11 protein-coding genes are annotated in these 13,789 nt (G+C 49.1%); 1 reads left to right on the top strand and 10 read right to left on the bottom strand.

Features of this window, described 5'->3' with window-relative positions; translation table 11 throughout:
• Positions 1-41: 41 nt before the first annotated feature.
• Positions 42-1,856, bottom strand: a complete 1,815-nt coding sequence (gene typA / locus GK091_RS00135) for a translational GTPase TypA (protein WP_164034623.1) — start codon at positions 1,854-1,856, stop codon at positions 42-44.
• A 216-nt stretch (positions 1,857-2,072) separates the two neighbouring features.
• Entirely contained in the window at positions 2,073-2,279 is a 207-nt protein-coding gene (locus GK091_RS00130) for a hypothetical protein (protein WP_164034622.1), read from the bottom strand.
• An 80-nt stretch (positions 2,280-2,359) separates the two neighbouring features.
• Between GK091_RS00130 and GK091_RS00125 the strand changes: the two genes are divergently transcribed.
• Positions 2,360-2,776, top strand: coding sequence for a gamma-glutamylcyclotransferase family protein (locus GK091_RS00125; protein WP_164034621.1), 417 nt, complete (start codon positions 2,360-2,362; stop codon positions 2,774-2,776).
• A 70-nt stretch (positions 2,777-2,846) separates the two neighbouring features.
• Here the strand turns inward: GK091_RS00125 and GK091_RS00120 are convergent, their stop codons facing one another.
• From GK091_RS00120 to GK091_RS00085, 8 genes are all read right to left on the bottom strand, one after another.
• Entirely contained in the window at positions 2,847-2,990 is a 144-nt protein-coding gene (locus tag GK091_RS00120; RefSeq protein WP_164034620.1) for a hypothetical protein, read from the bottom strand.
• Positions 2,991-3,269: 279 nt separating this feature from the next.
• Complete coding sequence (locus GK091_RS00115) at positions 3,270-3,707, bottom strand: hypothetical protein (protein WP_164034619.1); 438 nt, start codon at positions 3,705-3,707, stop codon at positions 3,270-3,272.
• Between the two features lie 154 nt (positions 3,708-3,861).
• Entirely contained in the window at positions 3,862-4,719 is an 858-nt protein-coding gene (locus GK091_RS00110; RefSeq protein ID WP_164034618.1) for a dienelactone hydrolase family protein, read from the bottom strand.
• A 132-nt stretch (positions 4,720-4,851) separates the two neighbouring features.
• A complete protein-coding gene (locus GK091_RS00105; RefSeq protein ID WP_164034617.1) occupies positions 4,852-6,132 on the bottom strand; it encodes a metallophosphoesterase in 1,281 nt (426 codons plus the stop codon).
• 524 nt (positions 6,133-6,656) lie between these two features.
• Positions 6,657-10,091, bottom strand: coding sequence for an efflux RND transporter permease subunit (locus GK091_RS00100; RefSeq protein WP_164034616.1), 3,435 nt, complete (start codon positions 10,089-10,091; stop codon positions 6,657-6,659).
• Positions 10,092-10,129: 38 nt separating this feature from the next.
• Positions 10,130-11,257: an efflux RND transporter periplasmic adaptor subunit gene (locus GK091_RS00095; RefSeq protein ID WP_164034615.1), complete on the bottom strand. Its 1,128-nt coding sequence runs from the start codon at positions 11,255-11,257 to the stop codon at positions 10,130-10,132.
• A gap of 82 nt (positions 11,258-11,339) precedes the next feature.
• Positions 11,340-12,995, bottom strand: a complete 1,656-nt coding sequence (locus tag GK091_RS00090) for a TolC family protein (protein WP_212592934.1) — start codon at positions 12,993-12,995, stop codon at positions 11,340-11,342.
• The gene (locus GK091_RS00085; RefSeq protein WP_164034614.1) at positions 12,982-13,614 is read right to left on the bottom strand and encodes a TetR/AcrR family transcriptional regulator; all 633 of its coding nucleotides are present in this window, start codon (positions 13,612-13,614) and stop codon (positions 12,982-12,984) included. The genes GK091_RS00090 and GK091_RS00085 overlap by 14 nt, the downstream gene beginning before the upstream one ends.
• Positions 13,615-13,789: the final 175 nt, after the last annotated feature.

Genomic DNA, 13,789 nt, shown 5'->3' with positions numbered 1-13,789 from the left:
AAGACCTTTTTCTTGTTGAAACTTATTATATAACCTAGCAATTAAGCCATTGCAAATTTGCTCTGATTCCGTTTGCGCTCGTTCTCATCCAGGAAGATTTTACGAATACGCATCGCCTTCGGTGTTACTTCCAGATACTCGTCCTTCTGGATGTACTCCATTGATTCTTCGAGAGAGAACGATATTTTCGGCGCAATCTTGACGTTGTTATCCGAACCCGAGGCCCGCATGTTGGTCAACTGTTTTGCCGTCTGTACGTTTACCACGATGTCATTCTGGCGATTATGTTCGCCAATTACCTGACCGGTGTAGATCTCATCACCGGGCTCAACGAAGAACGAACCACGATCCTGAAGTTTATCGATTGAGTAGGCCGTAGCGGAACCACTGGTCATTGAGATCAGCGAACCGTTGATCCGCTCAGGAATTGGTCCTTTGTAGGGCTGATATTCTTTGAACCGGTGACTCATAACCGCTTCACCGAACGTAGAGGTCAATACATTCGACCGAAGGCCGATAAGACCACGCGACGGAATTTCAAACTCAAGGTGTTGCAGATCGCCTTTTGGCTCCATGATCAGCAGTTCACCTTTGCGCTGAGTCGCCAGTTCGATTACCTTACCAGCTGTTTCTTCCGGTACGTCAACGACAAGTGTCTCAACGGGCTCCAGTTTATGGCCATTCTCGTCCTCTTTGTAAAGAACCTGTGGCTGACCAACCTGTAGTTCATATCCTTCCCGACGCATCGTCTCGATCAAGACCGACAAGTGGAGAATACCGCGACCGAATACCAGGAAGCGATCTTCACTGTCCGTAGCTTCTACGCGCAACGCCAGGTTTTTCTCGATCTCTTTGTAAAGACGGTCACGCAGGTGACGTGATGTCACGAATTTACCTTCTCTGCCGAAGAATGGCGAGTTATTGATCGTGAACAGCATGTTCATCGTTGGCTCATCGACCGAGATCCGATCTAGTGCTTCCGGTGTGTCGGCATCCGTTAACGTGTCACCGATCTCAAATTCTTCAAGACCCGTAACGGCGCAAATATCGCCACACTGGACTTCGGCAACTTTCAATTTACCAAGTCCCTCGAAGGTTTGTAGTTCTTTGATCTTGACTTTCTTCACCGATCCATCCGACTTCACGAGAGCCATATTGGCACCTTCGTTCAGGATACCCCGGTGTACACGACCGATAGCGATCCGACCAACGAAAGCTGAATAGTCGAGCGAAGTGATCTGCATCTGTGGCAGACCTTCCCGTTGCGGTGCAGCCGGAATGTGCTCAACAATGGTATCAAGCAGATAAGTAATGTTATCGGTTGGCGTTTTCCAATCCGGACCCATCCAGCCCTGTTTCGACGAACCGTATACGGTCGGGAAGTCAAGCTGATCTTCTGTTGCACCCAGGTTGAACATCAGGTCAAATACCTGCTCATGTACCTCGTCAGGACGGCAGTTTTCTTTGTCGACCTTGTTAACGATAACGATGGGTTTCAGCCCCAGCGAAAGTGCTTTACCTAACACGAACCGTGTTTGTGGCATAGCGCCTTCAAAAGCATCGACCAGCAGACAAACGCCATCGGCCATTTTCAGAACGCGTTCAACTTCACCGCCGAAGTCACTGTGGCCCGGTGTATCGATGATGTTGATTTTAACGTCTTTGTAGCGAACCGATACGTTTTTCGAAACGATGGTGATCCCCCGTTCCCGTTCCAGATCGTTGTTGTCTAAGATCAGGTCGCCAAATTCCTGATTATCCCTAAAGAGCTTAGACGCGTGAATAATTTTGTCGACCAGCGTAGTTTTGCCATGGTCAACGTGGGCGATGATTGCTATGTTGCGAATTGCTTGCATACTGTCCTGAACTGAAGTCTTCTGTGTATCCTGATGAACTATGATCGATCCAAATCAGCGTAATCATAACAATCACACGAATCACAGTCCAGATAGATAATTTTGCCGCAAAGATACAAAATTTTGCGCTGAAACACAGAATTTTACAACTAATAAAACGAAAAAAGCCTAAAGAAAGGCTCATCTCTGGTATAAATACAATTTCTTAACAATTGCTTAATGATTCGGGCAACCACACGGATTCTTTTTGCGAAACAATCCGGTGTTAAACAGGCCTCCGCGCTTGACTTTATACCCCTTTCGCTTACGTCCGATGGCTACTGTTTCGGTCGTATGTTCACGGGCAGAAGCCATCGTTTCAAGTGGCACTTCAAGCAGCATCAATGACACTGCAGTCAACAGAAGTAATTTCGTCTTTTTCATGCATCAACCTGTTTTGTTCATAACGCAATTTTGCCCCTGAAAGTCGCAATACTGGCTAAAAATCTCTTATTTAGCCTATTATGAGCAATTCGTCTAACTTTCTGTTCGTCTATGGTACGTTGCGGCCAACTTTTGACAATGCATTTTCTCAATATCTTCGTCAACGTGCCTTTTATACCGGCGAAGGATCGTTTCCGGGAACGCTTCTCGATTTAGGGAGTTATCCGGGTGCAGTCTATCAAAAAAACAGCCCGACAGTCGTGTGGGGGACTGTTTATGATATACGTAAAAATAGCGAAACCGTTCTCACGTATCTGGACTATTACGAAGGAGTTGGCTCTGAATTCGAGTCACCAACTGAATATGTTCGGATAATTGTTCCCGTCCGGTGTCGAGGGACCATTATCGACTGCTGGGTTTATATCTACAATTACCCGTCCGACGACAAAGCGATTATCCAATCCGGCGATTACAACCACCACCTGAACCAGCTTTAGTAAGGTAATAAAAACAATCCCCCGGCACAGTTAAATGTCGGGGGATTGTTTTACTAATGATTACATACCATTACCTTGGCCCTCGGCCACGGCTACCACCCCGGTAGCCTCCGCCATTGCCGCCAAAGCCACTACGAGCGTTCGGGCTATTGTAGTAGCGAGGAGCCGCGTTGTAACGAGGGCGCACAATTACGTTTGGTCTTGTTACAATCACCGGCGGACGATAATAGCTATATGGACGAGCATATCCGTACGAGTTATAACCATATCCATAATAGGGACGAGGAGCGTATCCAACGCCTGTGCTAACATATGAGGGACCACAACTTGCCATCAGAACGATCAACAAACCTGCGGTCAGCAAAGGAACTAGTTTTATCGTTTTCATGATTTTGTCTACTGTTTGTTTATTAAACTGTTCATTTATCGTTTGGTTTAAGAATCGTATCGATTCGAACCGCTTATAAACCAAACACTTCACAAGAAAATCTGCCTACCAGCGACGGCCTCTATACCCGCCACCCCAGCCGTGATGTCCGTAACCATAAACAGCGTATGGACGCACGACAATCGGAGGTCCATACACAACCGGCGGAGCAACAATAACCCGTGGAGGTACGATGATCACCGGCGGTTGCGCGGGCACGGGTAGATAAGGACGTCCATACTGGTCATATCGACCATATGGGTTTGGGTAGTTTTGGCCATTAGCGTATCTGTCCGGATAACGTTGATCATAGCCATTTGTGTTCGGATACGGTTGGCTCGGATAGGTCTGATCATAGCCATTTCCGTTTGGATAGTTCTGGCTGTAGCCATTGTTATTTGGATAGGGTTGCCCATAAACAGGACCGTTATTCTGTCCGAAACTAACCGAAGCTGCACTCAACAAAGCACCCGCTATAAACGCACTCCATCTTGTTGTTTTCATCGCGTTGGTGGGCTTTCACCCGATTTGTAGGTTAGAAAGATCTACAGCCTCAGCGTTTAATCAGAACGTTGGCAGTACCGTTAAAGTTTTATTAAAAGAGCCTGACCGCATCGCTGCAATCAGGCTCTTCTGGAAAACGTCCTGTACTGACTGGCTACGCCTTCAGCTTGTCCTTCAGATAGGCCAGTGCCAGTTTATAGGCATCGGCGGCTGCTTCTTTATTATAAACCGGGTTACTCGGGTTAGCAAAACCATGACCGGCATCGTACATTTTGACGGTCACTTTCTCGCCGGCTTTCTGCATGTTCTCTTCAAACGTTTTGACGGATTCCGGTGAAATGCCTTTGTCCTGACTTCCGAAGAAACCGAGCACATCCGTATTGAGCGTCTTTAGCTTCTCTACATCCTGCTCCGGACGGCCGTAGTACATCACACAGCCTTTTGCCTGCTTGCCTTCCAGCATAGCCGACTGTAACGACAGCATACCACCGAAGCACCAGCCGACACTCGCGAACTCAGCCTTCGGACCTGCGTAGGCAATGGCCCCTTTCTGAATGCTGGTCAACCGATCTTTGCTGGCAGCCTGCATCAGTTTTCCGGCTTCGGCTGGCTCAGTAGCCACTTTGCCATCATACATATCCACTGCCAGCACGTTTACATCCTTGAGATCATTGTAGAACGTTTCCGACTGCTGTTTGATATTATCGTTCAGTCCCCACCATTCCTGATAGACCAGCAACCACTTGTTGGAAGGCTTACTGGCTTTCAGTAAAAATCCGTTGGCAGACTGGCCGTCGGGGGTCGAGAACTTAATCATCTCACCGGCACCTGTGTAGGTGAAGGGTAGGGGCGCTTCGTGCAGACGCTGAAAGGCGGGATCGGCGGCCATCGCCGACATATCATTACCGCTTGTGTGGCAAACGGGGATTCTCGTTTCTTCTTTTTGATCGGGTACTAACCAGGAGAAGAGCGACATAAAGAAGGAAATCCCGGTGATGAAAACGATTTTCATGCGTGTTTGGTGATTAATTGATTGGGTAGATAAGGTAACCGAATGAGTAAGGAATTAGTTAACCCAGTAGGCAAAAATGGGTAGACTGTCCGCTACCAGCGTTCAATCTACCCATTTTTCGGCGTCATCATCTTATGCTTTTGTTAACTCGAAAATAGTTATCTCCGGCAGGATACCCACCCGCCCCGGATACCCGATGTAGCCGTAGCCCCGGTTGACATAAAGTCGCTGGTCACCTTCCTGATAAAGGCCAGCCCATTGCTTGTAGAAATACTGTGCCGGACTCCACTTCACATCGCCCAGATCGACACCGAATTGCGCCCCATGTGTATGTCCGCTAAACTGCACATCAATGTCGGGGTATTTAGGCCGAACTTCGGCATCCCAGTGCGTGGGATCGTGCGATAACAACAGTTTGACCGGGTAATCTTCGGCTCCCTGATACGCTTTGGCGAGGTTACCCGCCCGCAGTGCCGCCGGACCAAAGCCAAGGTTCTGAACCCCGATCAGGGCAATTTTATCGCCATTCTGCTCCAGAATCTTGTTCTCATCAAGCATGATATTCCAGCCCATCTGCTTGTGAGCGGCAATCACGTTCAGTACGTTTTGTCGCTCGGCCTGCGCACTTGGCCATTGTACGTACTTCCCGTAATCGTGGTTACCGAGGGTCGAATAGACACCCATCGGCGCTTTTAGTTTGTTGAATACATCGATATAGGTATTCACCTCTTCGGCGTGGCTGTTGACCAGATCACCCGTAAAAAATATAATGTCCGGTTTCTGACCAAGCAGCATCTCGACCCCCCCGCGCACCGCCGTTTTATTGAAAAAACTCCCCGAGTGAATGTCCGAGATCTGGGCAATCGTCATGCCGTTGAAGCCGGAGGGCAGATTTTTCAGCGGTAATTTGATTCGGCGGATTCGGTAGTCATGAGCCCCGGACAGAATACCCCAACTGAAGCCTACCAACGGAATCGTACCAACGACAAGGGCGGTTTTCATCAAAAATTCCGAGCGAGGAATTGAATCAGTGGACGGCATAGTTTTGGTCGTCGTGTCCACAACAGCCTCACTCACTTCGGGTTTGTAAAATAGCGACACGACCCATTGAAAGAACCGGGCAATGTCGCCAATGAAGATGACCAGTACCGCAAAAAACTTCGAGAAGTAAGGAATGGCGATGGCCGCCCACAGAAACGTGCGCGTAGTACGACTAATGGAGTCGGGCGGCAGGAACTGCATGATCACATACAGTAAAATCGATAATCCTGTAAAGCCCCAGTAAATAATAGCGATCGTTCGCTGGGTGCTTTCACTGGCCGACCGGCTTAGGGTCTTGATCGCCTGGTAGACGTAGGTATCAATGAGCAATAAAATTGCCGGGAGAATAAAAAAGAGAGCAGTACGGTTCATGAATGGATTTAATTATCCCGGTTGCCAATAAGATGAGTTCTTTGTTTGTGGGGGTTTGCGCGCACAACTAGCTGCGTTTATTTAGTAAAAGCCCTAATTACCACTAACAGATAAAACCAGTACCAGTCGCCAGTGTTTTTTGCGTGTACAGTAGCTGTCAATGATAACGTGTTTGACCCCTTCGTGCAAACAAAAAGCCGCGCCTAACAATTCAGGCGCGGCTACTCTAGTGTGGATAAAAGCGTGATTAACTTAACCGAAAGACCATTGATCATGATCAAACGATGGTACTTATTTGTCGGCAAATAGCTTGCAATCGCAAACAGCTAGGTGTATTTTTTTTGAGTTACGGTATAAACGATAAAAATCTTCTCTCATCAACAGGGGTTCGTTGTCACCTGAGTGAGCGTAAACCATGAATATAATCACCAGAATTAGCCATGAGCGCGCCGATGCTACGCGGTAAAACGATGCATGCCGATAGGAAAAAACCCCATCGGCATGCGTCATCGGTCTTTTTTAGTCTACACCAGTTCCTCTTCCAGTTGTTCTTTGTGTTCCAGCGCGGGGTCTTTTTTGCCAAACCACTTCATCCGGATTCGCTCGTTGATCCAGTACATACAGGGAACAATGACAAGCGTCAGAATGGTCGAGAACGTCAGGCCGAAAATGATCGTCCAGGCCAGAATGTTCCAGAACACAGAACTGTCACCCCCTATAATCACATGCGGATCGAAATCACGGAATAGACCTACGAAGTCGACGGTGATACCCAGTGCCAGCGGAATAAGTCCCAGTACAGCCGCCGAAGCGGTTAGGAGTACCGGTGTGAGTCGAATACCGCCCGCTTCGATGATGGCTTCCCGCAGCGGAATACCCCGACCCCGAAGCTCTTCGATAAATTCAATGAGCAGGATACCGTTTTTCACCACGATACCGGCCAGGGCAATGATACCGACCCCCGACATGATCACCGAGAAATCTTTGTTGAAGATAACAAACCCAAGCAGTACGCCGATCAGCGAGAACAGAATCGTCACAAAAATGATCAGCGGCTTCACCACCGAATTAAATTGCGTCGCCATGATCAGATAGATGAGCAGCATGGCGATACCAAACGCCGACACCAGGAAGTTCATCGACTCCGCCTGATCTTCCTGTTCACCACCCATTTTGACGGTGTACCCGTTTGGTACTTCGATGTCTTTGATCACTTCCTGAATCTGCGCCACGATCTCGTTGGCGTTGAAACCCGGTACAACATCGGAACTGAGGGTAACGAGTCGTTCCTGATTTTTCCGGTTGATCTGGCTGAACGTCGTCGAATAACTGATCTTCGTTACCGACGTGATGGGAACCTGCCGCAGCTGACCGCCCATCACCATATCGCGATACACAACATTCAGACTCAGCAGTCGATCGATCTGGCTCCGGTCATCAGGCTTCAGCCGAACCATGATCGGGTATTCATCTTTCGCATCGCGGAATTTAGACACTTCCAGGCCGAACAAGGCCGTCCGGATCGCCAGCGCTACCTGCCCCGACGATATGCCTTCGCGCTCTGCTTTTTCGCGGTCGATATCAACCACAATTTCGGGTTTGTTCGTAATCAGGTCCGATTTTAACTGGTCGATTCCCTGAATACCGGCCTGAGCGATTTTCTGCTGTACCTGTTTTTCCAGTTTCTTCAATTCGTCGAACTCTTCGCCCGCAATTTCAATGGCAATCGGCTTCCCGGTCGGTGGTCCGTTGGATTCACGTTCTACGGAAATTTCGCTACCGGGCAAACCGCGCATGGCAATCCGGACTTTAGCCAAGAGCGAATCCGTCGAAATACCGTGCCGTTCCTCGTTCGGTTTAAACGCAATCGTCACCTTCGATTTCTGCGGTGTTGCCGCCCGATCAGGGTTTTGTGCATCACCCGCATTTTTGCCAACGTTCGAGATAACTGAGTTAACGATATCGGTAGCCTTATTTTCATCAAGAATTTTGAAGACCCGCTTCTCGATCACCCGCGTCACCGAATCCGTCACACGAGCGTCCGTACCCACCGACATCACGTTATAGACGTAGATGTAATCGGGCTCACCGCTAGGGAAGAACAGCACCTTAGGCTTGGCAATATCAACGATAACGAACGTAATGATCAGCAGGGCAAAGCCAGACAGGATAGCCAGTACGGGCCGCCAACCGGTCAGTATCCACGAAATCAACCGACGATAGCCGTTCTTTAGTGCTGGTAGCAAATGGGCCTGAAACGGTACGATCAACTTCGGCGTCAGGATGTAGTGATTGAACACATACAGAATGATGAACAGCACAAAGAGGTTGCCAATCCCACGGTCGATCACGTAGCCAACACCCGCCAGAGCGGTCATGATCATGAGTGGCCGCTTGATTTCGGCGAAACTTTGTTTGTCCTCGTGGTTATCGTCTTCGTGCCGTTTCATAAACGTGACCGCAAAAACGGGGTTGATCACGTACGCTACGAACAAGGACGCAAACAGAGTCAGGATAAGCGTTAGGGGTAGAAACTTCATGAACTCACCCACGATACCCGGCCAGAACAGAAGCGGGAAGAACGGGGCAATTGTCGTTAGCGTACCCGACAATACCGGCACGAATACCTCACCGGCAGCCGCTTTCACGGCCTGTTTGATGTCCCAGTCTTTGTGATCGTTAAAGAGCCGGTGCGAGTTTTCGATAACCACAATAGCATCATCAACCACAAGGCCCAGGCCCAGCAGAAAGGCAAACAGCACCATCATGTTCAGCGTGAACGTAGCCCCAACAACGGGACCAACAACCGGCATCAGTACGAAAGCGACCAGCGCCGAAAGTGGAACCGACAAGCCTACGAAAATGGCATCCCGAACACCCATGAAGAACATCAGTACCAACACCACGAAGATGAAGCCCAGAACAACCGTGTTGATCAGGTCATTGACACTTTCGCGCGTACGCTCTGACTGGTCAGCCGTAATTTTCACGTCCAGACCCGCCGGGAAGCGCGTTTCCTTGTACTCTTCTATGGTCTTTTCGATCCGGTCGGCGGCAGAAATCAGGTTAGCACCAGCGCGTTTGATGACGTTCAGCGTGACGACCGATTTGTTGTTCAGCCGGGCGAAGTTTTGCTGTTCTTCGAAATTGTCGCGCACCTCCGCAATATCACCGAGTCGAACGGTTGCACCCGTAGCAGTACGAATTTGCAGATTCTGAAGCTGGGTAACGTCCGTAAACTCGCCTTTCACCCGTACCGTCCGGCGAATACCGTCTACGTTCAGATCACCGCCCGATACGTTGATATTTTCACCCTGGATAGCCTGCTGAATATCGCTGAATGCCAATCCGGCGGATTGCATACGTGGCAAATCGACGTTGATCTGGATTTCGCGGTCCAGCGCACCAATGATGTCGACCCGCCGAATTTCGGGCATTCCCTCGATGACGTCCTGCAAATCCTCGGCGTATTCCTTGAGCTGCTTCAGCGAGAAATTGCCCGCCATGTTCACATTCATGATCGGCAGCTCCGAAATATCCACGTCCTGCGCTGTTGGGCCAGAATCCAGTTTTTGGGGCAAATCGGGCTTCGCTTTATCGATCGCATCCCGAACGCGCTGGAGGGCTTCGGCTGACTCCACATCCGGATTAAACTCGACCAGAATGACCGATACATCCTGCAATGCATTCGACTTGATCCGCTTCACGCCCGAAACGGACTTCAACTGCTTCTCGATCTGCTTATTAATGGTATTCTCGATGTCAGCCGGGGCCGTACCAACGTAAACGGTATTGATGTATACCTGTGGTATCTTGATGTCCGGAAACTGCTCTTTCGGCAAGTTGTTGTACACAAACAACCCACCGAGTGTAATCAGGAAGGTGAATATGTAAATCGCCGTCCGGTTTTCGACGCACCAGTTCGTAAAGCCGAGGGTTTTGTATTGTTCAAATTTCATGTTGAAGGTATTTCGAGTTCATGTGCTGAACGGTTCAATTAGAAATTGATTGGTTGTCCATCAACCAGATCCTGATAACCAGCCGTCACGATCTGATCGCCCGACTGTAACCCTTGCGTAATCTCAATCTGGCCTCCGTAGGATTGGCCCGTTTTCACCGTTTTTGCCTTGGCTATTTTCTTACCGCCTTCGCTCACGGCCACATACACCAGCTTTCCGTTTTCGGTATCCTGAATCAGGTTCTGGTTGATGACAATGGCGTTCACTTTCGTGGCATCGTTGATTTTGATCTGGGCCAGCATGTTCGGTTTCAAACTATTATCCGATGGGAGGGGAGCCTCGATGGTAAATGTCCGGCTAAGCGGGTCTACGGTTGTTGACACGAATGTGATCCGTGAGCTCAACTCCCGACTTATATCCGGAAACCGAACCTGCACCGCATCACCCTTGTGTACGCTGCCCGAATAGGTGTCCGACACTTTAGCCACAACCTTCAACTGCGACAAATTCACCACTCGAACGAGCCCCACACCTGGTGCGGCTGACTGACCAATTTTTACGTTTACCTGATCAACCACACCCGAAATGGGAGCCGTTATCGTTGACTGACTCAGTTGAGCGTTCAGCGTCGACAAACGACGTTCCAGCGTTTCCTTGTTGTTTTTAGCCTGCAAATACTGAATCTCTGTGCCAATCTGCTGTTTCCAGAGCGATGCCTGTTTTTCGAAGACCGTGTTGGCCAGCGACAGTTGCGTTTTCACTTCGGATACCGATTCGCGCAAAAGCTGATCATCGACTTTTGCAATCGCTTGTCCAGCCCGGACCTGATCACCCTCTTTCACGTAGACCGCCGTAACGACGCCCCCTGACTTTGGCGATACCTGCACGTTGTTCTTCGCGTCGATCGTACCCTGTAATTCGACAAAGTGTTTGAACGTACCGATCGATAAAGGAGCCACCGTTACGTCTTTCAACCGGGATTCCTCGGTCTTCTTCGGATCGAGTTTCGTTACCTCGCCTTCCAGCGTTTTGATCTTCGAATTCAGCTCGGTCTGTTGCGATTTCAACTCGGCGAGTTCGTCCCGTTTACCTTGCAGGTCTGATTTTTTTTCCTGTGAGCAGGCTGCCAGTAAACTCACCAGGACAATAGCGTAGTATGATTTCATTCGAATGGATTACGATTTAAGGTTTCTGATTTTGCCATGACTCCTGAACTCCTTCCAATTGACCTGGCCTGACTTGTAGTGCTTAGTTCCCGACATAAAGCCGACCCAATGACCGATCCTGATCTACTTTAGCGATCAGGAAATCATATAGGGATGAAAAGTAGTTGGTCTGCGCTTCACGAAGCGATGCCTCCGCGTTCAGGACTTCAATGCTCGAACCGACACCTTCCTTGTACTTGATCTGCGACACGCGTACGATTTCCTGCGCCAGATCACGGTTACGCTGCTGCGTTTGTAGCGTCTGTAAACCATTATTTAATACGATGCTTGACTGCCGGATTTGCAGATCGATCGAGTTACGTAGCAATTCGCCACTGTTCTGCGCCTTTTGCAGAGTGATCCGTTTCTGAATGATCTGACTCTTTTTCAGGAATCCATCAAAAATGGGCACCTGCAAGCTCAAGCCCACAGTTCCAAAATTGAGCCAGGGAGCGGTAATAAGCTGACTGAAAATATTGCGTCCGCTGTTGTAGCCGTAGTTTGCAAACCCGGACACCGACGGGTAATAGCCTTTCTGGGTCAGTTCAATATCCTGCTCTGCCAGTTTGATCTGCGTTTCCAGCGTCGAATACTCAATCCGGCTGCGGTACTGAAAAGTGGGGTCAGGTGAAATTAAGGGCCGTAAATCGTCGATGGAACGATCCTGAAGCTGCTCCGATAAGGTGATCTCATCATTGACCCCTAGACCCATCTGAAACTTCAGCAGCGTGTAGCTCAACTCGATCAGGTTCTGCACGTTTTGCCGCTCGGCGCGCAGGTTATTAGCCTGAACTTCCAGCCGTTGCACATCGAGTTTTTCAACGAAACCCTGCTGGTTCATGGCCTTCGTTTCATTGAAGATCGTATCCAGTCGGCTGATGTTATAATCCAGTAGTTTCGCCCGCTCTACCGCCACCAGTACACCATAATATGCCTTGGCGACCTGTTCGGCTACAGTAACTTTACTGGATTGCAGGTTACGCTGGGCCAGTTCACGATACGTAGCGGCTGCCCGCAAACCAACGTTCAAGCTGGCACTGTAGATAACCTGATTAAGATTGATCGTTGCGTTACCAGCGTAATTCACCCCAAACTGAACCGGTACGGCTGGCGCATCAGGTGACGCATTTACGTCGAAAAAATTGGCAGGCAAAAAGGCTCGCTGTATGATCAGGTTATCGGTTAATGAAGCAGTTCCGGCAATTTGCGGTAAGGCCGAAGCTCTGATTTCTTTGATCCGTGCTTCGGAGCTTACAGCATCAAGCTGGCTGTTACGGACATTGACGTTCTTCTGGATCGCAAAATCAATCGCTTCCTGTAACGTAAACCCTTTTCCGGTACCTACCTGACCCGTAGCTGTCAACCCCGTTGGGGCAAGCCCTAATCCCGAATTAAACGTTGAAATTACGCTGGGCTGAAGGTTTACCGGTCCAGTCGAGGGGTTCAATGAAGGGACAGCACCCGACTCACTACTGCCGGGTTGACCAGGAACAGCGATACCTGTGCCCGGTGTAGTACCCGGCTGGGCTACCACGGCTCCCGTACCGGCAGGTTGTTGCGCTCCGGGTTGCTGACCGCTGGCGGCTGCTCCAGTGGGCTGCTGACCAACCGAGGGTTGCGTAGGTACCTGCGCCATCACCCTCAGCCAGCTCGTCGACAGACAAAGTGTAACAATGAGGAGTAGACTATTTTTTTTCATAAGCAGGGAGGTTGTGTTCGTCTTTAAGCGTAACATACTGATTGTAAATGGTGAATCCTTTCTCAGTTAGCATACCGCGCACGAAGTGATGAATCAACTCATGCTGTATTTCCATCATGCTGAACTCGTCAGTTGGGAAGATATCGTTGTTGAAAGCCAGCTCAATCTGCTCGACTCGCAGGCGAGCCATAATCGCGGGATTTATATCAGTCCGATACAACCCTTGCTGCATACCTTTTTGAATATTATCAAGAATAGACTGCATAATATGACGTTCTTTATATTGACGGAATAAGGCGAACGCCTGCGGATAATGACGCTTTATATCGATTAGTAGATTAGGGCTAACTCGGTCCGTATGTTTCTGCATGATGGTGAGTACATGCAGAATTTCCTCCACCGGATTATCTGTACTGATGGCCATACAATCCATCTCAGATTGATTTTTGACCAGTTTATCCTGTAAAACCTGATAGAGAATCTGTTCTTTATCGGTGAAATGCTGATAGATGGTTTTCTTCGAGATGCCAAGCTGCTTGGCTATATCTTCCATGGTCACAGACCGTACACCATATCGCCAAAATAACCGTTCAGTCTCCGCCAGAATCCGCTCTTTCATCGTAAAAAAAATAGAACTTTTACGAGATGAACTTCGGAAACTCAAATATAGTTCTCGGTTTCCACGATCTTTTTCGTTATGTGACGAACGGCTGAAATATCAGCGTGAACCAACCAAAAAACCCGACGAACTTGCGAAGCGCCGGGCCAAATTTTGTAGGGAAGTAAGTTGGGTT

It is taken from the genome of Spirosoma agri, from assembly GCF_010747415.1.
Lineage (GTDB): Bacteria > Bacteroidota > Bacteroidia > Cytophagales > Spirosomataceae > Spirosoma > Spirosoma agri.
The sequence above is the reverse complement of the archived record's forward strand: the minus strand, read 5'-3'. Positions and strand labels throughout refer to the sequence as shown.